22 protein-coding genes are annotated in these 21,242 nt (G+C 62.3%); 12 read left to right on the top strand and 10 right to left on the bottom strand.

Annotated features, from left to right (window positions below; all coding sequences use genetic code 11):
* Position 1: 1 nt before the first annotated feature.
* Complete coding sequence (locus tag H0Z09_RS21070) at positions 2-853, bottom strand: RsbRD N-terminal domain-containing protein (protein ID WP_186693170.1); 852 nt, start codon at positions 851-853, stop codon at positions 2-4.
* Between the two features lie 292 nt (positions 854-1,145).
* Between H0Z09_RS21070 and H0Z09_RS21065 the strand changes: the two genes are divergently transcribed.
* On the top strand, positions 1,146-2,048 hold the full coding sequence (locus tag H0Z09_RS21065) for a LysR family transcriptional regulator (protein ID WP_076950506.1): 903 nt from the start codon (positions 1,146-1,148) through the stop codon (positions 2,046-2,048).
* Here H0Z09_RS21065 and H0Z09_RS21060 read toward each other — a convergent pair.
* Both H0Z09_RS21060 and H0Z09_RS21055 read right to left on the bottom strand, forming a co-directional pair.
* On the bottom strand, positions 2,040-2,798 hold the full coding sequence (locus tag H0Z09_RS21060; RefSeq protein ID WP_186693168.1) for a substrate-binding domain-containing protein: 759 nt from the start codon (positions 2,796-2,798) through the stop codon (positions 2,040-2,042). The genes H0Z09_RS21065 and H0Z09_RS21060 overlap by 9 nt on opposite strands.
* A complete protein-coding gene (locus tag H0Z09_RS21055) occupies positions 2,795-4,102 on the bottom strand; it encodes an MFS transporter (protein WP_186693166.1) in 1,308 nt (435 codons plus the stop codon). Before H0Z09_RS21055 ends, H0Z09_RS21060 begins: the two co-directional genes overlap by 4 nt.
* A 239-nt stretch (positions 4,103-4,341) precedes the next feature.
* Between H0Z09_RS21055 and H0Z09_RS21050 the strand changes: the two genes are divergently transcribed.
* The 6 genes from H0Z09_RS21050 to H0Z09_RS21025 all read left to right on the top strand — a co-directional run bounded on the left by H0Z09_RS21050 (position 4,342) and on the right by H0Z09_RS21025 (position 10,567).
* A complete protein-coding gene (locus H0Z09_RS21050; protein WP_186693163.1) occupies positions 4,342-5,064 on the top strand; it encodes a GntR family transcriptional regulator in 723 nt (240 codons plus the stop codon).
* Positions 5,061-5,849, top strand: a complete 789-nt coding sequence (locus H0Z09_RS21045; RefSeq protein WP_186693161.1) for an SDR family oxidoreductase — start codon at positions 5,061-5,063, stop codon at positions 5,847-5,849. Before H0Z09_RS21050 ends, H0Z09_RS21045 begins: the two co-directional genes overlap by 4 nt.
* Positions 5,850-5,915: 66 nt before the next feature.
* Positions 5,916-6,848 carry a 3-keto-5-aminohexanoate cleavage protein gene (locus H0Z09_RS21040; RefSeq protein WP_169376459.1) on the top strand — a complete coding sequence of 311 codons (933 nt, stop codon included), beginning with the start codon at positions 5,916-5,918 and terminating at the stop codon, positions 6,846-6,848.
* Positions 6,849-6,910: 62 nt separating this feature from the next.
* The gene (locus tag H0Z09_RS21035; protein WP_186693159.1) at positions 6,911-7,789 is read left to right on the top strand and encodes an SMP-30/gluconolactonase/LRE family protein; all 879 of its coding nucleotides are present in this window, start codon (positions 6,911-6,913) and stop codon (positions 7,787-7,789) included.
* Between the two features lie 74 nt (positions 7,790-7,863).
* The gene (locus H0Z09_RS21030; RefSeq protein ID WP_186693157.1) at positions 7,864-9,186 is read left to right on the top strand and encodes an MFS transporter; all 1,323 of its coding nucleotides are present in this window, start codon (positions 7,864-7,866) and stop codon (positions 9,184-9,186) included.
* A 55-nt stretch (positions 9,187-9,241) separates the two neighbouring features.
* Positions 9,242-10,567 (top strand): MFS transporter, encoded by a 1,326-nt coding sequence (locus H0Z09_RS21025; protein ID WP_186693154.1) that lies wholly within the window; start codon positions 9,242-9,244, stop codon positions 10,565-10,567.
* On the opposite strand, the gene H0Z09_RS21020 is transcribed toward H0Z09_RS21025, so the two are convergent.
* Positions 10,522-10,698, bottom strand: a complete 177-nt coding sequence (locus tag H0Z09_RS21020; protein ID WP_165448104.1) for a hypothetical protein — start codon at positions 10,696-10,698, stop codon at positions 10,522-10,524. The two genes, H0Z09_RS21025 and H0Z09_RS21020, sit on opposite strands and share 46 nt — an antisense overlap.
* Before the next feature lie 128 nt (positions 10,699-10,826).
* Here H0Z09_RS21020 and H0Z09_RS21015 point away from each other — a divergent pair, with 128 nt between their 5' ends.
* Together H0Z09_RS21015 and H0Z09_RS21010 are read left to right on the top strand one after the other, a co-directional pair.
* Complete coding sequence (locus tag H0Z09_RS21015; protein WP_169376463.1) at positions 10,827-11,750, top strand: LysR substrate-binding domain-containing protein; 924 nt, start codon at positions 10,827-10,829, stop codon at positions 11,748-11,750.
* Positions 11,751-11,799: 49 nt separating this feature from the next.
* Positions 11,800-12,162, top strand: coding sequence for a 5-carboxymethyl-2-hydroxymuconate Delta-isomerase (locus H0Z09_RS21010; RefSeq protein ID WP_186693152.1), 363 nt, complete (start codon positions 11,800-11,802; stop codon positions 12,160-12,162).
* A 3-nt stretch (positions 12,163-12,165) separates the two neighbouring features.
* Here the strand turns inward: H0Z09_RS21010 and H0Z09_RS21005 are convergent, their stop codons facing one another.
* The 3 genes from H0Z09_RS21005 to H0Z09_RS20995 all read right to left on the bottom strand — a co-directional run bounded on the left by H0Z09_RS21005 (position 12,166) and on the right by H0Z09_RS20995 (position 16,409).
* Positions 12,166-13,101, bottom strand: coding sequence for a LysR family transcriptional regulator (locus H0Z09_RS21005; RefSeq protein ID WP_186693150.1), 936 nt, complete (start codon positions 13,099-13,101; stop codon positions 12,166-12,168).
* A gap of 136 nt (positions 13,102-13,237) precedes the next feature.
* Positions 13,238-14,425, bottom strand: coding sequence for a cyanate transporter (locus tag H0Z09_RS21000; protein WP_186693148.1), 1,188 nt, complete (start codon positions 14,423-14,425; stop codon positions 13,238-13,240).
* Positions 14,426-14,771: 346 nt separating this feature from the next.
* On the bottom strand, positions 14,772-16,409 hold the full coding sequence (locus H0Z09_RS20995; RefSeq protein WP_186693146.1) for a 5-guanidino-2-oxopentanoate decarboxylase: 1,638 nt from the start codon (positions 16,407-16,409) through the stop codon (positions 14,772-14,774).
* 110 nt (positions 16,410-16,519) lie between these two features.
* Between H0Z09_RS20995 and H0Z09_RS20990 the strand changes: the two genes are divergently transcribed.
* On the top strand, positions 16,520-17,398 hold the full coding sequence (locus H0Z09_RS20990; protein ID WP_186693144.1) for a LysR substrate-binding domain-containing protein: 879 nt from the start codon (positions 16,520-16,522) through the stop codon (positions 17,396-17,398).
* A 54-nt stretch (positions 17,399-17,452) separates the two neighbouring features.
* Here H0Z09_RS20990 and H0Z09_RS20985 read toward each other — a convergent pair whose 3' ends face one another.
* Both H0Z09_RS20985 and H0Z09_RS20980 read right to left on the bottom strand, forming a co-directional pair.
* Positions 17,453-18,067, bottom strand: coding sequence for an NAD(P)-dependent oxidoreductase (locus H0Z09_RS20985; RefSeq protein ID WP_186693142.1), 615 nt, complete (start codon positions 18,065-18,067; stop codon positions 17,453-17,455).
* Positions 18,068-18,100: 33 nt separating this feature from the next.
* A complete protein-coding gene (locus H0Z09_RS20980; RefSeq protein ID WP_186693140.1) occupies positions 18,101-18,967 on the bottom strand; it encodes an MBL fold metallo-hydrolase in 867 nt (288 codons plus the stop codon).
* A gap of 104 nt (positions 18,968-19,071) precedes the next feature.
* Between H0Z09_RS20980 and H0Z09_RS20975 the strand changes: the two genes are divergently transcribed.
* Together H0Z09_RS20975 and H0Z09_RS20970 are read left to right on the top strand one after the other, a co-directional pair.
* Positions 19,072-19,977 (top strand): LysR family transcriptional regulator, encoded by a 906-nt coding sequence (locus H0Z09_RS20975; RefSeq protein WP_186693138.1) that lies wholly within the window; start codon positions 19,072-19,074, stop codon positions 19,975-19,977.
* A gap of 99 nt (positions 19,978-20,076) precedes the next feature.
* Positions 20,077-20,253, top strand: coding sequence for a hypothetical protein (locus H0Z09_RS20970; RefSeq protein ID WP_186693136.1), 177 nt, complete (start codon positions 20,077-20,079; stop codon positions 20,251-20,253).
* 27 nt (positions 20,254-20,280) lie between these two features.
* On the opposite strand, the gene H0Z09_RS20965 is transcribed toward H0Z09_RS20970, so the two are convergent.
* Complete coding sequence (locus H0Z09_RS20965) at positions 20,281-21,159, bottom strand: helix-turn-helix domain-containing protein (protein ID WP_186693134.1); 879 nt, start codon at positions 21,157-21,159, stop codon at positions 20,281-20,283.
* Between the last annotated feature and the right edge of the window lie 83 nt (positions 21,160-21,242).

Raw genomic sequence — 21,242 nt, 5'->3', positions numbered from 1 at the left:
CTTAGACAGCCTTGGTAATGTTGACGCCCAGGCGTTTGAGCGCCAAGGCCAATGCATCGGCGAGGTTGGCCTTGGTCACCACGCCCTGAAGGTCCAGACCCAGGTGCACGATGGTCTGGGCGATCTGCGGACGCACGCCGCTGATGATGCAGTCAGCGCCCATCAAGCGGATGGCGGTGACGGTTTTCAGCAGATGCTGCGCGACCAGGGTATCGACGGTCGGCACGCCGGTGATGTCGATGATGGCGATTTCCGCGCCGGTGTCGACGATGCGTTGCAGCAGCGATTCCATCACGACCTGGGTGCGTTGCGAATCCAGGGTGCCGATCATCGGCAGGGCCAGTACGCCATCCCACAGCTTGACCACCGGGGTGGAGAGTTCCAGCAGTTCTTCCTGCTGGCGCTTGATTACCGACTCCCGGGATTTCTGAAAGGTACGGATGGTGTGCATGCCCAGCGCATCGAGCAGTTCGGAGATTTCCCAGAGCTGTTCGCCCAGTTGCGCCGGTTGCTCGGCGTATTCGCGCTGCAGCAATGCGAACAGTGGTCCCTTGAGAGCGAAGATAAAGCTGGCGGTCTGTTGCGAGTCCTGTCCGGCGAGGGCACGGCTGTGGGACAGTTTCTCCAGGAATACTCGGGTTTCCGCCCAGTTTTCGTGGTGGGTATTTTGCGAACCGCCTTGTTGCAACGCGGCGCTCAGCAGCCCGAGGAATTCACGGGTCTGCTGTTTGACATCGTCGCCTTTGACGTTACGCGTCGCACCCGAAGCCTCAAGGCTGGTATTCCATTCCTCAAGGAGAGCGATACGATTTTCATGCAGTGCCTGGATTGTGTTCGTTTGCAGAGTTGCCACGGGTGACCTCCTTGAGTGCCTTGGATAAGCTGCACGCAATTTATACTAATTTTAAGGATTTAGAAGTATTTCGCGGGCGTTTCCTGCCGAAGTTAGGCAGGTTTCGGCTGCGCCGTACGCTTCGGTCAATGCGGATCAGTCTGAAGCCGCGCCGCGTAGCCTTGCCCGGCATAAACACGCCCAAGGTCATGTGTAGCAAGGTTATTAGCGCCAACCGCTCCCGGCACACATGGCGCCCTATCCGCTCCCATACGATAATGTCCGCCACCTCGACCACCCTGGTTTCCCTGCCGTGATCATCAACTTCGACCTCAACGACCTCCAAGCCTTCCGCGCCGTGGTAGACAAGGGCAGTTTTCGCGGCGCCGCCGAGGCCATCCGGATCTCGCAACCGGCCCTCAGCCGGCGCATCGAAAAGCTCGAGACCGCCCTGGATGTGAAACTCTTCGAACGCACCACCCGGCGCGTCAGCCTGACCATGGTCGGCCGCGCTTTCCTGCCGAAAGTCGAACGCATGCTGGACGACCTCGATGTCGCGTTGATGGGCATCAGCAACGTCGCGTCCACGCGCATGGGCAATGTCACCATCGCCTGCGTGCCGTCGACCGCGTATTACTTCATGCCCCACGTGATCTCCGAATTCCATAAGCTGTATCCAAAGATTCGCCTGCGCGTGCTGGACGCCAGTGCCGGCGAGGTGTGCCATGCGGTGGCAAGTGGCGAGGCGGATTTCGGCGTGAGCTTCAGCGGCAGCCTGGCCGATGAAGTCGAGTTCGAACTGTTGCTGCAGGAACGCTATGTACTGGCCTGTCGCCGCGACCACCCGCTTGCCCAGCGTGACAGCGTGACCTGGGCCGAAGCCTATGAGCATGACTACATCACCGTGGACAAGACCTCCGGCAACCGCTTCCTGCTGGACCAGGCGTTGCGCGGCGTGCGCGTGAAAAAGCCGAGTATCTGCGAGACGCACCACGTGACCACGATGATCGGGCTGGTGGAAGCGGGGCTTGGGGTTGCCATGGTGCCATCGATTGCGATGCCGGCGGGTGAGCACCCGATTCTGGTGAGTGTGCCGCTGGTGGAGCCCCATGTAATGCGTAACGTGGGCTTGATAAAACGCCGCGGGCGGACCTTGCCGCCAGCGGCGCTGGAGTTGGAGCGGTTGGTGCGCGAGATGCCGTTTCGGTCAGCGTGACACCGAGTCCAGGCCGGTGGATTGCACCACCGGTTGCGCCTCGGGTGACGCCAGAAATTGCAGCAGCGCCCTGGCTCGGTCCGGGTGTTCGGCGTTCACCGGAATGCCGGCCGCAAAACGCGTCACCGATTGCACATCTTCCGGGATCTTGCCGACGTAGGTCACGCCCGGCACCGGCAACAACTCCGCGACCTGCTGCAGGCCCACTTCGTAGTCACCCTTGGCAACCTGCTCGGCCACCGGGAGGCGTTCGATCATGGTGCCTTTGGCCGGCATGCCGAGCTTCTTGAATAACTCTTTCTCGACATACACACCGCTGGCGCTGTCCGAATACGCGATGGACTTGGCGTTGCTCAGCACGGCTTTAAGTTCCGCGTCAGTGCCGATGGCAGGTTTTGCCGCGCCTTCCTTTACCACCAGGCCGATGCGCGAGTCCGCCAGTTCCACGCGGGAGGCGGGGTCGACCTTGCCTTGTTTGATCAAATCATCCAGTGCGTAGCCAACCATGATCACCACGTCGGCGTGTTCGCCACGGGCCAGGCGGTTGGGGATCGCTTCCGGCGCCTTGCCCATTGACGGGCCGAGGAGGGTGTGGAGGGTGTCGCCGCTTTTATGGGCGTATTGCGGGCCGAGCAATTTATACGCGGCGGTGAAGCCACCGGAAGTCATCACGGTGAGCTGTTCGGCCTGGGCCGTCAGCGCGATGGCGCCAAGGGCCAGCGCGACGAGGGTATTGAACAGCGGCTTCATTGCACCGCCCCCTGCATCACCTGCCCACGGGCATTGGCGCGACGGTACAGCGCCAGGGTCGAGCACAGCGCGCACAGGGCGGCGAACATCATCCAGTAGGCCGGCGAGGCCTTGTCTTCGGTGATATGGATGAACCAGGTGGAGATCGCCGGCGTGAAGCCGCCGAATATCGCCGTCGCCAGGCTATAAGCCAGGGAGAAGCCCGCCACACGGACTTCCACCGGCATGATTTCGGTGAGGGCCGGGATCATCGCGCCGTTGTACATGCCATAGAGGAACGAGAACCAGAGCAGGGTTTCCAGCATATGGCTGAAGCTCGGCGCATTCACTACGTAGGACAAGGCCGGATATGCGGTGAGAACGGTCAGCACGGTCATGGCGACCAATACCGGCTTACGGCCGAAACGGTCGCTCAAGGTGCCGCCGATCGGCAGCCAGACAAAGTTCGACACGGCCACCAGCAAGGTCACCAGCAGCGCATCGGAGGTACTCAGATGCAGGACAGTCCTGCCGAAGGTCGGCGCGTAGACGGTGATCAGGTAGAACGCCGTCGTGGTCATCGCCACCATCAGCATGCCGCCGATCACCATGGTCCAGTTTTTCACCAGAGTAGCCATCACCTCGCGCATGGTCGGGCGATGCTTGCGGTTGGCGAACTCTTCGGTTTCCTGCAGGTTGCGACGCAGGATAAAGATGAACGGGATGATCACGCAGCCGAGGGCGAACGGAATGCGCCAGCCCCAATCGGCCACCACGGCCGGGTCCATCCACACGTTCAGGCCATACCCCAGCGCGGCGGCGACCACGATGGAGATCTGCTGGCTGCCCGATTGCCAGCTGGTGTAGAACCCTTTGCGGCCCGGCGTGGCCATTTCCGACAGGTACACCGACACACCGCCCAGCTCCGCGCCGGCCGAGAAACCCTGCAACAGGCGGCCCAGCAGCACCAGCAACGGCGCCCACAAACCAATGGTGTGATAACCGGGCACCAGCACGATCAGCAGCGTGCCGCTGGCCATGATCGCCAAGGTCACGATCAGCCCTTTGCGGCGGCCAACGTCATCGATGTAGGCCCCCAGGATGATCGCGCCCAAGGGGCGCATCAGGAAGCCCGCGCCGAACACGGCGAAGGTCATCATTAATGACGCAAACTCATTAGCGGCTGGGAAGAACGCGGCAGCGATGTAGGTGGCATAAAAGCCGAATAGGAAGAAGTCAAACTGTTCGAGGAAGTTGCCCGAAGTAACGCGAAATACCGCGCCAACTTTCGAACTGGCAGCGTGGGGCCGGGTAGGGCTAGTCATGGTCTTGTGTCTCCAGCGTTCTTTTTGAAGTGCTTGTTTCGCTTAAGACCTGGGATAGTGGCTGACACATTTAGAAATGATAAGTGACAAATTTGGATTGATTAATGTTTTTTAGCTATCAATGCGTCGCACGGACAAAAAGCTGATCGCTCCTTTATTCAATGATGGGAAACTATTTGACATATTTGATTTGTGATCACATATTGAGGCCATAAGAACGACAACACAGGTTTTGCCTCATGACAGATGGACCGCTCCTCCTGCCCACCCTGCGTCAGGTTTCCCGCGATACCTTGCAAGACCAGGTCTATCGCCAGATCCGCGAAGCGCTGATGAGTGGCCGCTTCCAGCCGGGCCAGAAGCTCACCATCCGCGGCCTCGCCGAAGCCCTCGGTTCCAGCCCGATGCCCGTGCGCGAAGCGCTGCAACGCCTCAGCGCTGAAAACGCGTTTGAAGTCACCGAGACCTCCCGTCTGCGCGTACGCCTGATGACGGTCGAGCGCCTGCGCGAAATTCGCGATGCACGGGTCGCCCTCGAAGGGCTGCTGGCCGAAAAGGCCGTGCTGCTCCTGCAAACAGCTGACCTCGACGAAATCACCGACCTCTGCCGGCAGATGCAGCACGCCGCCGACGAGGTGGACGTGTCTCGCTATCTCTGGACCAACTTTGCTTTTCACCGGCGCATTTACGCGGTGGCCCAGGCCGAGTTGACCATGGCGGCCGTGGAAAACTTCTGGCTGCACATGGGCCCGTGCTTTGCGCTGGTCGCCCCGGATAAAGCTCACCTGCAACGGTCGATGGAAGCGCACACGCGCATCGTCGACGCCCTGGCCGCCCGTGATGGCGCCGGCGCGCGTGCAGCGGTGACCGACGACATCATGCAGGCCGCCGATTCCCTGGCGCGCCTGCTCGTCAAGAGCGACCGTAAGCGGTCGTCTGTTTCAGGAGGTAAACGTGCATGAATGTCCTACAGCGGCTGCAGCCCTATCCTGGGTTACGTGTGTTGATTTCCGGCGGGGCTGCCGGTATCGGTGAAGTGCTGGCGGCGGCGTATCTGGAAGCCGGTGCCCAGGTGCATGTGTGTGATGTGAGCGAGCCGGCCCTGGCCGCGTTTCGCGACAAATATCCAGGCACCGTCGCCACCCGCGCCGACGTCAGCGATGCCGCGCAGATCGAAGCGGTGTTCACCGTGCAGCGAGAACAGTTCGGCGGCCTCGATGTGCTGGTCAACAACGCCGGAATCGCCGGGCCCACCGGCGGTATCGATGTGATCAGCGACGCCGAGTGGCAAGCCACCATCGATATCAATCTCACCGCGCAATACCGCTTTGCCCATCACGCGGTGCCGATGCTCAAGCAATCGTCCCACGGCCATCTGCTGCATATCGCCTCGGTGGCGGGGCGCTTGGGCTACGCCTGGCGCACCCCGTATGCGGCGACCAAATGGGCGATTGTCGGCTTGATGAAATCCCTGGCTTCGGAGTTGGGCGAGAGCGACATCCGTGTCAACGCCCTGCTGCCCGGCATCGTCGAAGGCCCGCGCATGGATGGCGTGATCCGCGCCCGTGCCGAACAGGTCGGCGTGCCCGAAGCCGAGATGCGCCAGGAGTACCTCGACAAGATTTCCCTGAAACGCATGGTCACCGCCGAAGACGTGGCCGCCATGGCCCTGTTCCTCTGTTCGCCCGCCGCCCGCAACGTGACCGGCCAGGCGATCAGCGTCGACGGTAACGTCGAGTACCTGTAAGCCACGCAAGACCCATTGCGCTGTACCCAGGATTTTTTTCATAAGAATAAAAGTCGGAGATTCGTCATGTCCAAAAATCGTCCTGTCATCATCACCTGCGCCGTCACCGGTGCGATTCATACGCCGTCAATGTCGCCGCATTTACCGATCACCGCGCAGGAAATTACCGATGCCGCCCTCGGCGCCGCGCAAGCTGGCGCGGCGATTGTCCACCTGCATGCCCGTGACCCCATCGATGGCCGCCCGAGCCAGGACCCGGCGCTGTTCGCGCAATTTTTGCCACAGATCAAGGCCGCCAGCGACGTGGTGATCAACATCACCACCGGCGGCGCACCGACCATGGGCGTGGAAGAGCGCCTGCAGCCGGTGATGCAGTTCAAGCCGGAATTGGCCTCGCTGAATATGGGATCGATGAACTTCGGCCTGTACGAAATGCTCAACCGCTTCACCGAGTTCAAGCACGACTGGGAGCGTCCGTACCTGGAAGAAAGTGACGACCGGATCTTTCGCAACACCTTCCGCGACATCACCCATATCCTCAATGCCTGCGCCGAGAACCGTACCCGTTTTGAAATCGAGTGCTACGACATTGGCCACTTGTACACCGCCGCGCACTTCCTGGAGCGCGGCCTGCTCAAGCCGCCGTTGTTTATCCAATCGGTGTTCGGCCTGCGCGGCGGCATCGGCGGGCATCCGGAAGACCTGGCACATATGCGACGCACCGCCGACCGCCTGTTTGGCGACGACTATGTGTGGTCGATCCTCGGCGCCGGCCGTGGGCAAATTCCGCTGGCGACCATGGGCCTGTCCATGGGCAGCAACGCACGGGTCGGCCTGGAAGATTCGTTGTGGGATGGCCCGGGCAAGCTGGCGGCGTCGAACGCCGACCAGGTGCGGCGCATTCGCACGGTGATCGAGGCGCTGGGGCAGCGCGTTGCCACACCGGACGAAGCGCGGGAAATCCTCGGGCTCAAAGGGCGCGATCAGGTCAACTTTTAACCACAAGAGGCCGTGCCGTGGGCGCGGCCTGAATCCCGCACAACAACAATAAGGGGATCACCATGCGTATCGAAGTGCTTGTCGACGTCAAAACCACCCTGGGCGAAGGCCCGGTGTGGGACGTCGAGCAACAACGCTTGTACTGGATCGACAGTGCCGACGGCCGCATCCTGCGCTGCACCGACGACGGCCGAGAGCTGCGCGCCTGGGAGGTGGGCCAGAAAATCGGCTCCATGGCCCTGCGCCACAGTGGTGACAGCGCCATCGTCGCCCTGCAGAACGGCGTGCACACCCTCGACCTCAAAAGCGGCGACCTCAACCTGGTCATCGACCCGGAATCGCACCTGCCAGGCAACCGCCTCAACGACGGCAAGGTCGACCGCCAGGGCCGCTTTGTGTTCGGCTCGATGGACACCTCGGAGGACAGCGCCAGCGCCAGGCTTTACCGCCTGGACGCCGACCTGAGCCTGCACACTCTGGACGAAGGCATCATCGTGTCGAACGGCCCGTGCTGGAGCCCGTCGGGAGACACCTTCTACTTCTGCGACACCTGGTCCGGCGAGATCTGGGCCTACGACTACGACCTCGCTACCGGCAACGTGAGCCACCGCCGCACCTTTGCCAAGGTCGATACCCGCGAGGGTGGCGCCGCCGACGGCTGCACCGTGGACGCCGAAGGTTGCCTGTGGCAGGCGCTGGTCTACGCCGGAAAGCTGGTGCGCTACACCCCTGACGGCCAGGTCGACCGCATCATCGCGATGCCGGTGAAGAAGGTCACCAGCCTGACCTTTGGCGGGCCGAACCTCGACACCCTGTTTGTGACGTCGATGGCCAAGCCGCCGCTGCCGCGTTTTCCGGCGGACGGCCAGCAGCGCGGCGCGCTGTTCGCCATCACCGGGTTAGGCGTGCAAGGAATAGCTGAGCGACGGTTCGCCAGCTAGCGCGTTTTTTTCAATAAGGCATATTCCTTCGCAACCTTGCGTCAGTGCGCGCCCTCGCGCGCCTGGAGAGGCTCATGGCAACTTTAAAAAAAGCGTCGCTACGCAGCATTCACCGGCATTCCTGGGTATCGCTGCTGGTCTGCTGGATGATCTGGATCCTCAACGCCTACGACCGTGAGATCGTGTTGCGCCTGGGGCCGACCATCTCCAAGCATTTCGATTTGTCCGCCGACCAATGGGGCACCGTGGCCACGGTGGTGATGCTGGCGCTGGCCCTGCTCGATATCCCCGGCTCCATGTGGAGCGACCGTTATGGCGGCGGCTGGAAACGTGCGCGCTTCCAGGTCCCGCTGGTACTCGGCTACACGGCGATCTCGTTTCTGTCCGGCTTCAAGGCCTTGAGCGGCAACCTCGCCACCTTTATTGCCCTGCGTGTGGGCGTCAACCTCGGCGCCGGCTGGGGCGAGCCGGTGGGCGTGAGCAACACCGCCGAATGGTGGCCGGTGGAGCGTCGCGGGTTTGCCCTGGGCGCGCACCATACCGGCTACCCGATCGGCGCCATGCTCAGCGGGATCGTCGCGAGTTTTGTCATCACGGTATTTGGTGAAGAGAACTGGCGCTACGTGTTCTTCTTTGCCTTCGTCGTGGCGCTGCCGCTGATGATCTTCTGGGCGCGTTATTCCACGGCCGAGCGCATTACCGCGCTGTACGTCGACATTGCCGCCAAAGGCATGACCCCGCCGGACAATGCGCCGGCCAGCCAGGTCAAGGGCGAGGCCTGGCGTACCTTTGTCGCCACCTTGCGCAACCGCAATATCGCCCTTACGGCGGGCAATACGATGCTCACCCAGGTGGTGTACATGGGCGTGAATATCGTGCTGCCGGCCTACCTCTACAACATCGCCGGGCTGTCGCTGGCCGAGTCGGCGGGCATGAGCGTGGTGTTCACCCTCACCGGGATTCTGGGGCAACTGGTGTGGCCGTCGCTGTCGGACATCATTGGCCGGCGCACCACCCTGATCATCTGCGGGCTGTGGATGGCGGCAAGTGTGGGTGCGTTCTACTTCGCCAACACCCTGACGTTGATCGTCGTGGTGCAACTGCTGTTCGGCCTGGTCGCCAACGCGGTGTGGCCGATCTACTACGCCGTGGCCTGCGATTCGGCCGAGCCGTCGGCGACGTCGACCGCCAACGGCATCATCACCACGGCGATGTTCATCGGTGGCGGCCTGGCGCCAGTGCTGATGGGCAGCCTCATCGCCATGGGCGGCGGCTGGACCACGCTGCATGGCTACACCGTATGTTTCTTCGTGATGGCCGGCTGCGCCCTGGGCGGCGCACTGCTGCAACTGTTTTCCCATCGCCCCCAGGCGCTGGCCGTGCAACTGGACTCCTAGAACAACACCGATGCGCCCCCCGGCCCGGCCGGCGGGGCGCCAAGAGGAATTGCCGATGACTATCGCCACCCCCGCCCGCGAGCCGCAGGCGCTGAATAAACTGATGTTCGTCAAGCTGATGCCCTTGTTGATCATCGCCTACATCCTGAGCTTTCTGGACCGTACCAACATCGCCCTGGCCAAGCATCACCTGGACGTCGACCTGGGCATCTCCGCCGCAGCCTACGGGCTGGGCGCGGGGCTGTTTTTCCTGACCTATGCGCTGTCGGAAATCCCCAGCAACCTGATCATGCACAAGGTGGGCGCGCGGTTCTGGATCGCGCGGATCATGGTGACCTGGGGCCTGATTTCGGCGGCGATGGCCTTTGTGCAGGGCGAGACTTCGTTTTACGTATTGCGCCTGTTGCTGGGCATTGCCGAGGCCGGTCTGTTTCCCGGGGTCATGCTCTACCTCACTTATTGGTTCAACCGTGAACAGCGGGCGCGCGCCACCGGTTATTTCCTGCTCGGCGTGTGCTTCGCCAATATCATCGGCGGCCCGGTGGGCGCAGCGTTGATGCGCATGGACGGCCTGCTCGGGTGGCACGGCTGGCAGTGGATGTTCCTGCTCGAAGGCCTCCCGGCCGTGGCGTTTGCCTGGGTCGTCTGGCGCAAACTGCCGGACCGCCCGAGCAAGGCGCCGTGGCTGTCGGCAGAGGAAGCGCGCGGGATCGAACAGCGCATTGCCCTGGAAGCCGAAGAGGGCGCGGGCGAGGGCGGCCACTCGTTGAAAAACTGGCTGACCCCACAAATCCTGCTGGCGATCTTTGTGTATTTTTGCCATCAGATCACCATTTATACCGTGATCTTTTTCCTGCCGAGCATCATCAGCAAATACGGCGAACTGAGCACCATGAGCGTTGGCTTGCTGACCTCATTGCCCTGGATCGCGGCGGCGCTCGGTGCGGTATTGATCCCGCGATTTGCCACCACGCCGGGGCGTTGTCGTCGGTTGTTGGTGACCGGCCTGCTGACCATGGCGTTGGGCCTGGGAATTGCGTCGGTGTCGGGGCCGGTCTTCAGTCTGCTGGGTTTCTGCCTGTCGGCGGTGATGTTCTTTGTGGTGCAATCGATCATCTTCCTGTACCCGGCTTCGCGCCTCAAAGGCGTTGCACTGGCGGGCGGCCTGGGGTTCGTCAACGCCTGCGGGCTGTTGGGCGGGTTTGTCGGGCCGTCGGTGATGGGCGCGATCGAGATGAGCACCGGCAACGCAATGAATGGCTTGAAAGTGATCGCGCTGGTGCTGGTGGTGGCCGCGCTGGCGGCGTTGCGCCTGCGTCAGGGGCAGGAGGCGTCTCAGACCAGCAGCGACGTGGGGAACCCCCAGGCCAGCACCAGGTAAGCCACGACCGCCGCCAGGCATAAACCGACAAAGACGCGCAGCAGTGTCCTGGCGGTGGGGTGAGTGATGAACTTGATGGCCCAGAGCAGAACCCCGCCGAGCAGGACGCTTAAGGCAAGAATGACCAGCACGGTGATGTTCCCTGTGACTTTGGAGAGCTGATTTATAATCGCAAAGCCTGCCGATGAACAGTGTGCACATAGACGCAGGCCCCCGCGCTTTCTAAACTGCGGCGTGTCTTGGAGAAGGGCAGGCGCCGATGAATCGCAATGAATTACGCAAGGCCGACATCAACCTGATGGTGGTGTTCGAAGCGCTGATGCTCGAGCGCAACGTAACGCGGGTGGCGGAGAAACTGTTTCTCGGCCAACCGACCATCAGCTCGGCCCTCAACCGCTTGCGCACCTTGTTCAACGACCCGCTGTTCATTCGCGTCGGCCACCGCATGGAACCCACCGCGCGCGCCGAGGAAATCATCCAGCACCTGTCGCCGGCCCTGGATTCGCTGTCGTCGGCCCTGAGCCTGACCCACGATTTCGACCCGTCCGTCAGCACCATGACCTTTCGCATCGGCCTCTCCGATGATGTCGAGTTCGGCCTGCTGCCGCCCTTGCTGCGCGCCCTGCGCCAGGAAGCGCCGCAAGTGGTGTTCGTGGTGCAGCATGTGGACTACTGGCGCATTCCCGACCTGTTGGCATCCGGTGACATTACCGTCGGTATCACCCAGACCCGTGGCCTGCCGGCGAATGCCAAGCGCAAGCTGCTGCGCCATATCCGCCCGCGATTGCTGCGCGCCGATGCCTCGGACACGCCACTGACCCTCGACGAATATTGCTCACGGCCCCACGTACTGGTTTCCCACACCGCCAACGTGTCGGGGTTCGCCGATGAATGGCTGGCGGAAATCGGCCGCAAGCGCCATGTGGTGCTGTCGGTCCCGCAATACAGTGCACTGCCGGCCTTGCTGGCCGGCACCGACCTGATCGCCAGCCTGCCGGACTACACCGCCGAGGCCATGGCGGTGTCGGGCCAACTGTTCTGTGAGCCGTTTCCGTTCGAGACACCGACCCTGGATTTGTCCATGGTCTGGCTCAGCCATGTGGACACCGACCCGGCTGAGCGTTGGGTGCGTTCGCGGCTGGAAGCCTTCATGAGTGATCGAGGGTTGGCGACCAACGTCTGATTCACGTGGTATATCTACGCGTCTTCCTACAAAAAACTCGGAGCGATCCATGCCACACCTGCACCTGGAATACACCGCCAACCTCACAGAGTTGGCCGTCGAGAAGACCCTGTTGCGGCTCAATAACGTGCTGATGGCGTCTGGGCAGTTCGGTTCCGAGTTCGATATCAAAAGCCGTGCGATCAAGGTCGAGAGTTTCCAGGTAGGCACCTCCCTCAACCCGCGCGGGTTTATCGCGGTCAAGCTGTCGCTGCTCAGTGGACGCTCACCGCAGGTCAAGCAGCAGCTATCGCAAAGTTTGCTGGCGGCGTTGCAGGACATGGGTGACTGGCCGGTGGATATCCAGGTTCAACTCAGCGTGCAGTTGGTAGACATGGATCGCGAGTCCTACAGCAAAGTCGCCATCGGCTGAGGGCTACAACAGCCCCTGGTCCGCGCATACCTTCACCACCTGTTCACGAAACCAGGTATTGGCACTGTCCTGTTCACTGGTTTCATTCCACTGCATCTCCAGTGTGAACCCCGGCAAGCCCTGGGGCGCTTCGCAGTGGCCGAACGTCGTCGCAGGTGCCAGCAGCTTTTGCACGCGGCGCGGCAGCGTGACGACACAGTCGGTGCCGGTGATCATCTTCAAGGCCGCGCCGTAGCTGTTGGCGCGGGCGATCACCTGGCGCTTGTGGGCCTGGCGGGCTAGCCAACCGTCGATCATGTTGGTGTCGGATGTCCATGGCGTGGGGAACACATGGCGCCGCTCGACGAAGGCTTGCAGGCTCAACGCCGGCTCTTGCGGTGTCGAGCGTTTATCGAACACGCACACCAGTTCGTCCTCGAGCAGCATCTGGCTGCGCAAGTCCTTGTGGTCGCGGTGGAAGTGGGGGCCGAAGCAGATCACCAGATCAAGGCGGCCTTGGCGCAGGTCGTCGGCGGGAATCTCGGTTTCCAGTTTCTGCACATTGACGATGACCGGCAGGTTGGCGCGGTCGAAGTGTTTCAACAGGCGCGGCAGGATCAACTGTTCGAAATATTCCGGCGCGCACAGGTTGAAGGTCACGGCCTTCTGCGTCGGGTCAAAGGCTTGGCCACCGGCGTGGCACAGGTTGATGCTTTCCAGGATTTTCTGCACATGGCCGTACATGGTGGTGGCTTTGTACGTCGGCCGCATGCCCGCACGGGTGTTGATAAACAGGTCGTCTTCGAAGCTGGTGCGCAGCTTCTTCAGGCTATAGCTCACGGTGGACTGGCTGACAAACAGCGTTTCAGACACCTCGGTAACGCTGCGTTGGTCATAAACGGCGATAAACACCATCAAGTCCTGCATATCGAGCTTTCTGAGCAAGTTACTGTTTAACATCGGTTTCGTCCGTAAACCCGTTGTACCGAACTCAGTACAAGACAGCGCAAAAGCTTACGGAACGAGCGTGCCAATAGAAAGCGCTGTAGGGCGTTACCCTGTCCGCAGTGGGACAAATTATGTTTGCAACACGACGTCAGCGAATATGCCGTGCGTAATGCTGCGGGTTGAAACGCGTGACGATCAGCAGCATCACCACGATCACGGCGGTCAGCGACCACCAGGCCCACTCGAAGCTGCCCAATTGGTCGCGGATCATTCCGGCGATCAGCGGCGACAGCCCGGCAATCAGGTAACCCACGCCTTGCACGAACGCAGTGAGGCCACCGGCGCGGCGCGGGTTGTCCAGGTGATCCAGGGACAGGATCAGGCTCATCGGGAACAGGCCGCCGATGCCCAGGCCCAGCAGGCAGGGCCACAACAGCGTCAGGTGTCGAGGGCTCAGCACCAGGCCGCAGAAACCCAGGATGATCAGCACCAGCAGCACGGCAACGACACCGCGTTTATCCCGGCGTCGATTGGCGATGGCCGGTGTGACCAAGCCGGAAACGACTTCCATTGCCGTCAGAAAACCCAGCAGCAAGCCGGCGTCCTGTTCGCTCCAGCCTTGCTCCACGTAGTACGGCGCCAGCCAGGCCAGTACGCAGGTGTAGGACGCGGTGCCGAGGCCAAAAAACACGGCGAGCAGCCAGGCTCGCCGATTGCCGGAAAATGCGTCCTGCGCGCCGGTGTCGGCTTGGGGCCGCGGCGCCAGCACCGAGCGCTGCGCCAACCAGAACACCCACGCCAGCAACGCGAGCACCGCCCAGATGGCCAGGCCGGTGCGCCAACTGCCGGTCTGCGCCTGCACCAACGGTGCGAACGACGCCGCCAGCGCCGCGCCGCCCATGATCGCGGTGACATACAGCCCCATGAACAGCGAGACGTTGTCGCTGAACCGCGACTTGATCAGCGCCGGCATCAACGCCTGGATCATCGCGATCCCCACGCCGGCCGCAATGGCGCTGACGATCAGCTCCAGCGCCGAATCCAGCCACAGCCGCGACAGCGTGGCCACGCCAATCACCATCAGCGACACCGCTATGCTGCGGTGCTCGCCAAAACGCCTGGCCAAGCCCATGCCAAAGAACATCGCCAAGCCCATGGCCATCACCGGCAACATGGTCAGCAGTGCGGCGCTGCTGAAGCTCAACGGCACGTCGCCGCGAATCGATGAGAGCAGCGGCCCCACGGCGGCCATCGACGGACGCAGGTTGAGCGCGACCAGCACGACGCTGATCATCAGCCAGAGGGCGGTGGTGGGTTTGGCGTGAGCGGTCGTCATGGGCGGGCCTTGAAAGAACAAGGGGTGAATCAGGCCATGGGCGCATGCGTGGGGGCAAATGAGAAAGTCGTTGGGGCTATTGAAAAATTGCTGACTGGCTGAAACACCACCGAGCAAATATGGGAGCTGGCTTGCCTGCGATAGCGATAGGGATCTACACATTTTTGTAGTGAGCGGGCTTGACGAATCGTCGCACCGCCCGCGCTGGGCTGCGAAGCGGCCCCAAACCAGGCGAATTGGGTTTGTCTGAAACTGCGCGGTGTCTTTATTGAGGCGGCTTCGCCACCCAGCGCGGGCGGTGCGACGATTCGTCAAGCCCACTCACTACAACAGGCAAGCTTCGGTGTCAGTCAGGCCGCAGCTGATTAAAAGCCTCCATCCAAAGGCCCTGGTCGATTTCAATCAGCGTCGGCCCCGCGCGGTCAGCAGCGGCGCGCAGCGCAACGCTCAGCGACTCAACGCCCTGGATGCGTTCGGCCGCGCAGCCCAGCGCCTTGGCCGCGCCGATAAAGTCCGGCGTGTAGATGTCCACACCGACCGGTTCGATGGCGCGGTTGACCATGTATTTCTTGATCTCTTCATAGCCGTGGTTATTCCACAGCAACACGATCACCGGCGTGCGCGCTTCCACGGCGCTGGCCAGTTCCGGCAGGGTGAATTGCAGGCCGCCATCGCCGATCAGGCACACCACCGGTTGCCCATCGCCACGCCCCAGCCAGGCGCCGATGGCGGCGGGCAGGGCGTAGCCCAGGGTGCCGTAGCCGGTGGATGAGTTGAACCAGTGGCGCGGGTGGTCGAGGTTCAGGGTCAGGTTGGCGCTGTACACCGGCTGAGTGGAGTCGCCTACCCATATAGCGTTGGGCACTATTTGCAAAACGGTGTCGAGGAACAAGGAGTGCGCGCGGGCGGCGGCGTCCCAGGTGGGCGCCAGCTCGGCCCACAGGCGCGCTGCACGCGCCGCGCCCCAAGCGCTGTCGCGAGGCGGCAAGGGTGTGCTGTCCAGCTCGATCAGCAACGCTTCGGTGGCGATTTGCGCATCGGCCACCAAAGCCACGTGTGGCGGGTAGTTGCGCACGGTCTGGTCGGGGTCGATATCGATGCGCAGCAACGCGCCCGGAATCTCGAAGCCACCGGCGAAGGTGACGTCATAATCGGTTTCCGCCAACTCGGTGCCGATGGCCAGCATGACGTCCGCTTCGGCCACCAGCGCGCGGGTGGCGGCCAGGGTCTGGGTCGAGCCGATCAGCAGCGGATGACGCGAGGGCAGCATGCCTTTGGCGTTGATGGTCAGGGCCACCGGCGCGCCGAGCGCCTCGGCCAACCGGGTCAGCGCCGGCGCTGCGTCGATGGCACCGCCGCCCGCAAGGATCAAGGGTTTCCTGGCTGCCGCGAGCAACCGGCTCATCTGCTTGACCGCCGCCGGTGCCGCGCCGGCACGGGCCACCCGCACCGGTTTGCAGCCCAGCAGCGCGTCGGCATTTTCCACCAGCACATCCAGCGGAATCTCTATATGCACCGGGCGCGGTCGCCCGGCCTGGAACACCGCAAACGCCCGCGCCAGCACGCCGGGCAGCTCGGCCGCCGACATCAGGGTATGGGAGAACGCCGCCACGCCGGCCATCATCGCGCGCTGGTCCGGCAGCTCGTGCAACTTGCCGCGTCCACCGCCCAACTGGCTGCGCGACTGCACGCTGGAAATCACCAGCATCGGGATCGAATCGGCATAGGCCTGGCCCATGGCGGTGGCGATATTGGTCATGCCGGGGCCGGTGATAATGAAGCACACGCCGGGCTTGCCGCCTGCGCGCGCATAACCATCGGCCATGAACCCGGCGCCTTGTTCGTGGCGCGGTGTGACGTGACGGATGCCGGAACGGGCCAGGCCGCGATACAACTCCACGGTGTGCACGCCGGGGATGCCGAACACCTGGTCCACGCCGTAGCCTTCCAGAAGGTTGACCAGTACTTCGCCGCAGGTCGCCATAGAGGTCGCTCCTATTGTTGAATCAGGCGCTATTGGAACGGCTGGCCCGTAGCGGCAACAATCGATAAAAAGTCATACTCGCCATGTCTTCACGTCATGGCTCAGCCCTTATGAAACGCCTTCCGCCGTTGCCCGCGTTGCACACCTTCTGGGTCACGGCCCAGTGCTGCAACTTCACCCGCGCCGCCGAGCAACTGCACATCACCCAAGGCGCGGTGAGTCGGCAGATCGCCGGGCTGGAAAACCACCTGGGCTATGCGCTGTTCCACCGCCAGGCGCGCGGTTTGAGCCTGACCGAAGCAGGCCGCGAATGGTCACTGCGCGTGCACGCGGTGTTTGGCCTGATCGGCGAGGCGGTGGAGCAGATCGGCAGCCGTCGCCAGACCCTGCAACTCAAGGCCTCCACTTGCGTGATGCGCTGGTTGCTGCCGCGCCTGATGCAATGGCAGAAGGAACGCCCGGATGTGCCGGTGGAACTCACCACCACCGTGGCCCGCACCGTAGACTTTCGCCGCGAGCCATTCGATGCGGCGGTGATTTATGTGCCCATCGCCGAGCAACCGGTTGACGCCCGGCATCTGTTCGATGAGCAACTCACACCGGTTTGCGCGCCCGCGTTGCTCGATGGCTTGCGCACACCTGCCGACCTGCAGCAGCAGGTGCTGCTGCACCCTACGCGGGACGAACGGGATTGGGCGTTGTGGCTGTCGGCGGCGAACACTCGCTTGAGTGATTTGCGCCAGGGGCATCATTTCGAAACGCTGGATTTGGCCATGACCGTGGCGTCACAAGGTTCGGGCGTGGCGATTGGCGACACTGCGCTGATTGGCGAGGATGTGATGGCCGGTCGCCTGGCGACGCCGTTTGAACTGCGGGTGCCGACGGGGAAGGGGTATTACCTGGTGTGTCCGCCGGGCACCGAGCCTTCGGCCGGGCTGGAAGCTTTGATGGATTGGTTAGTGAGTCAGGCGCAACAGTCGCAGCCCTGAAGATCCAAATGTGGGTGCTGGCAAGCCAGCTCCCACAGCTTTAACCGCGTTGTGTCAGTAGCCGACGGTGAAGCGCTGGCGCGAGTGCTTGGGTGTTTCTACCTCATCAATCAACGCAATCGCATAGTCAGCAAAACTGATCCAACTGCGACCTTCACTGCTCACCAGCAAATCATCCTGGCCCACCCGGAATGTACCGGTGCGCTCGGCTTCAACGAACTCCGCCGACGGCGACAGGAAGGTCCAGTCCAGCGCATGTTCCTGGCGCAGTGCATCAAGAAACGCAGCGCCCGCGCTGGCTTCGGCTTTGTATTCGGCCGGGAAGCCCTCGCTGTCGATCACCCGACCGCCACCCGGCAGCAACAGCGAACCGGCGCCGCCCACCACCAGCAGGCGTTTTACCCCGGCTTTCTTTACCGGCCCGAGCACGGCACTGGCGGGCAGGGTGGCGAAGTGTGCGGCGCTGATCACCACATCGCTGCCGCTCACGGCGTGTTGCAGGGCTTCGGCGTCCAGCGCGTCGACCTGTTCGACGGTGACGCCAGGGCGCGCGGCCAGCTTGCTGGTATTGCGCGCGATGGCAACGACGCTATGCCCGCGACGCAGCGCTTCTTCCAGCAGTTGGCTGCCGGCACGGCCGGTGGCCCCGATGATTGCGATCTTGCTCATGACGTTCTCCAGTACGTTAGGGTTTAAAACCATTCACCACTTCATTTCGCCCTTGGCGACTTTGGCGCTCAGTTCCAGCGAGCTTTCGTCGGCGAGGGTGGGGTAACGCTTTTTCATCGCTGCGATCAATGCGGCAGAATCCTTGGCCTTGGCTGTCTCGATGTCGAAGGCCTTGATGTAATCGGCGGTAAAGGCCACGGCGGCTGGCGTCGGCGTGCCCAGGTAGTGGCCTGGAACTACCGTGCGTGGCTTGAGCTGTTCGATGCGTTGCAGGGTGGCGAGCCAGTCTTTGTGGGATTGCGCGCCCTGGGTGTCGGCCATCCACAGGTGGATGTTTTCAGAGACCACCACACCGCCGACCACGGCCTTGATCGACGGGATCCATACAAAGCTGCGCTCCGGCTGCGGGCCGTCCAGGCCGATCACCTCCAATTGCTTACCTTCCAGGCTCAGGCTGTGGCCTTTGAGTACCTGCGGCACGATAGTTTTGGCCGGTTTGTCGGCGCCCATTTTCGGGCCCCAGAACGCAAGCTTGCCGGCCACGGTCGCGTTGATATGGTCGACCACCGGTTGTGGTGCCAGCACCTTGGCGTCGGGAAACGCGGCGGTGAGGGTGTCGAGGCCGAAGTAGTAGTCCGGGTCGCCATGGCTGATGTAGATAGTGGTGAGGTGTTTGCCGCTGGCGCGAATCTTCTGCACGAGCTGCTCGGCCTGGCCTTTGCCCAATTGTGCGTCCACCAGGATCGCATCCTTGGCGCCGCTGACCAGCACCGAGCTGACCGGGAAGATCGCTGCTTCACCTGGGTTGTACACGTCCAGGGTCAGCTCGGCCGCTGCCGCGTGCGCGGCGAAGGCCAGGGCGGCGGTTGCCAGGGTCAGGCGCTTGAAGGTTGAGAACATCGGGCAGCTCCAGCATCGGTAAAGGATGCACAGAGCTTAGTTGCACAAAACCAGACTAAAAATGCGATGCTGGGACATAGTTTGTTTCTGAAATCGGGCAAATCATGGACCGTCTTCAAGCAATGCGCGTGTTTGTCACGGTGGTGGACCTGGGCAGCCAGTCCGCTGCGGCCGATCATCTGGACCTGTCGCGCCCGGTGGTGTCGCGTTACCTGGCGGGGTTGGAAGACTGGGTCGGCGCGCGTTTGCTGCACCGCACCACGCGCAAGCTCAGCCTCACGGCGGCGGGCGGTGAAACCCTGCCACGCTGTCGGCAACTGCTGGAATTGTGCGGCGACATGCAAGCCGCCGTCCGCGAGCCGGATGACGCGCCCCGTGGCCTGCTGCGCTTGAGCGTCAGCACCTCGTTCGGCCAGGCGCAGTTGGCCGCGGTCATCGCCGAATACGTCAAGCGCTACCCCCTGGTAACGGTCGACCTGCAGATGCTCGACCGCACGGTGAACCTGGTGGATGAACGCATTGACCTGGCCATCCGCACCAGCAACGACCTGGACCCCAACCTGATCGCCCGGCGCCTGACGGTGTGCCGCTCAGTGGTCTGTGCTTCGCCGGCCTACCTGCTGGAACACGCGGCCCCGCGAAAAGTCGAAGACCTGGCCGGGCACAACTGCCTCACCCACTCCTATTTCGGCAAAAGCCTGTGGCATTTCGAAGAGCGGGGCGAGCACATCGGCGTGCCCATCAGCGGCAATATCACCTCCAACGAGGCCAGCACCTTGTTGCGCGTCACGCTGGCCGGGGCAGGGGTGGCGATGCTGCCCACCTACCAGGCCGGCGACTACATCCGCCGTGGCGAACTGGTGCGCCTGCTGCCCCACGCCGAACCCCGGCAAATGAACATTTACGCAGTGTATGCCTCGCGCAAGCACATGCCATCGGCGCTGCGCAGCCTGTTGGATTTCCTGGTGTTGAAGTTCCCGGAAGAGCCCGCCTGGGATGTGGGCCTTTAGGCGACATAAGCGTGTTGAATGTCGCCCGATAATGGCAACTCGCCCTGGTTGACCTATGCTTTAGACAGCACCGTGTAGATCCGCTCAGAGGTCTGTGCCATGAGTATTAAAACCAGAAAGTACCTGATGATTTTCAGCCTGTGCACACTTGCCAGCGCGCTCTACGGGACTGCCGCCTACCGAGTGGAGCAAACCCGCATGCAGCCAACGTTTGCGATCAGTTGCCATCAGGACCAATGCGTTCCCCGTACCGGCAGTTTCAGCGCCTTGCGTTAAAAACCGGACGATGATGTCCCCCACAGTTTAATTGTGCGGTGTGTCGGCTTTCAGTTGCTCGCGAAACGCCTTGGGCGAAAACCCGACCCTTCGCCGGAACAGCCGGGAGAAGTTGGTAGGATCCGAAAACCCCAGCACCTCCGACATTTCATTGATGGTCATGCTGGTATAGGTCAACAAGCGCTTGGCCTCCAGCAACTGGCGGTCATGCATGATCTGCAGCGCAGGCTGCCCACCCAATTCCCGGCACGTGCCGTTCAGGTGCGAGACCGAGATGCCCAACTGATGGGCCAAGTCCTCGATCTTCGGGTGCTCGCGGTAATGCTGTTCGACCAATTGGGTAAAGCGCCGGAAGTACTCACGCCCCCTCGGCGCGCGCGAATGGCGACGCTGGATGGCCTGGCGGCTGATCCACACCAGCAACACGCTGACCAGCGCGTGCATCATCATGCCCCGCGCCGGCTGTAGGTTTGAGTACTCATCCTGCAAACGGGCGAACTGACTGTTCAGGTAATCACTGTCCTTGCCGGCCGGGTAACTGCCCAATGTCTGCAACCCGTCTACCGTGGCGTCCAGCTGGGTCTGCAAGTGGCTGACCAGCGGCGCTGCGAGGGTCAATACATAGCCCTCGATGTCCTCGGAAAAGCGAAACCCATGCACACACAACGGTGGCAGCACCTGCAGGGTCGCTTCGTTCAGCGTGGTGCGCCGGCCTTCGATTTCCAGCTGAGCCTGGCCTTTGTGTACATACAACAACTGGCAAAGATCCGCGTGCCGGTGGGGCTGGATTTCCCACTGGTATTCCCGACTGCGCCGGGAAATGGTTTCGCAGTGCAACAAATCGGGTGTCGGCCATTGCTGGTGTTCCCCGTAAAGCTTGAAGACCGGAATCGCGGTTTTGGTCATGGTTCAATCCGAAGTTCGGCACAATGGTGCGGTAATCGCCCCAATTGGCAAAAAGGGCAGGCTTTGGCTCAGTTTTCACCTTC

Source organism: Pseudomonas sp. SWRI18 (genome assembly GCF_014268345.1).
GTDB classification, from domain to species: Bacteria; Pseudomonadota; Gammaproteobacteria; order Pseudomonadales; family Pseudomonadaceae; genus Aquipseudomonas; species Aquipseudomonas cedrina.
The sequence above is the reverse complement of the archived record's forward strand: the minus strand, read 5'-3'. Positions and strand labels throughout refer to the sequence as shown.

Bases quoted from the DNA above. Each gene is read 5' to 3' on its own strand.
- H0Z09_RS21060 (WP_186693168.1), bottom strand. From the start codon at position 2,798: ATGAAGCCGCTGTTCAATACCCTCGTCGCGCTGGCCCTTGGCGCCATC.
- H0Z09_RS21055 (WP_186693166.1), bottom strand. From the start codon at position 4,102: ATGACTAGCCCTACCCGGCCCCACGCTGCCAGTTCGAAAGTTGGCGCG.
- H0Z09_RS21050 (WP_186693163.1), top strand. From the start codon at position 4,342: ATGACAGATGGACCGCTCCTCCTGCCCACCCTGCGTCAGGTTTCCCGC.
- H0Z09_RS21045 (WP_186693161.1), top strand. From the start codon at position 5,061: ATGAATGTCCTACAGCGGCTGCAGCCCTATCCTGGGTTACGTGTGTTG.
- H0Z09_RS21040 (WP_169376459.1), top strand. From the start codon at position 5,916: ATGTCCAAAAATCGTCCTGTCATCATCACCTGCGCCGTCACCGGTGCG.
- H0Z09_RS21035 (WP_186693159.1), top strand. From the start codon at position 6,911: ATGCGTATCGAAGTGCTTGTCGACGTCAAAACCACCCTGGGCGAAGGC.
- H0Z09_RS21030 (WP_186693157.1), top strand. From the start codon at position 7,864: ATGGCAACTTTAAAAAAAGCGTCGCTACGCAGCATTCACCGGCATTCC.
- H0Z09_RS21025 (WP_186693154.1), top strand. From the start codon at position 9,242: ATGACTATCGCCACCCCCGCCCGCGAGCCGCAGGCGCTGAATAAACTG.
- H0Z09_RS21015 (WP_169376463.1), top strand. From the start codon at position 10,827: ATGAATCGCAATGAATTACGCAAGGCCGACATCAACCTGATGGTGGTG.
- H0Z09_RS21010 (WP_186693152.1), top strand. From the start codon at position 11,800: ATGCCACACCTGCACCTGGAATACACCGCCAACCTCACAGAGTTGGCC.
- H0Z09_RS21005 (WP_186693150.1), bottom strand. From the start codon at position 13,101: ATGTTAAACAGTAACTTGCTCAGAAAGCTCGATATGCAGGACTTGATG.
- H0Z09_RS21000 (WP_186693148.1), bottom strand. From the start codon at position 14,425: ATGACGACCGCTCACGCCAAACCCACCACCGCCCTCTGGCTGATGATC.
- H0Z09_RS20995 (WP_186693146.1), bottom strand. From the start codon at position 16,409: ATGGCGACCTGCGGCGAAGTACTGGTCAACCTTCTGGAAGGCTACGGC.
- H0Z09_RS20990 (WP_186693144.1), top strand. From the start codon at position 16,520: ATGAAACGCCTTCCGCCGTTGCCCGCGTTGCACACCTTCTGGGTCACG.
- H0Z09_RS20985 (WP_186693142.1), bottom strand. From the start codon at position 18,067: ATGAGCAAGATCGCAATCATCGGGGCCACCGGCCGTGCCGGCAGCCAA.
- H0Z09_RS20980 (WP_186693140.1), bottom strand. From the start codon at position 18,967: ATGTTCTCAACCTTCAAGCGCCTGACCCTGGCAACCGCCGCCCTGGCC.
- H0Z09_RS20975 (WP_186693138.1), top strand. From the start codon at position 19,072: ATGGACCGTCTTCAAGCAATGCGCGTGTTTGTCACGGTGGTGGACCTG.
- H0Z09_RS20970 (WP_186693136.1), top strand. From the start codon at position 20,077: ATGAGTATTAAAACCAGAAAGTACCTGATGATTTTCAGCCTGTGCACA.
- H0Z09_RS20965 (WP_186693134.1), bottom strand. From the start codon at position 21,159: ATGACCAAAACCGCGATTCCGGTCTTCAAGCTTTACGGGGAACACCAG.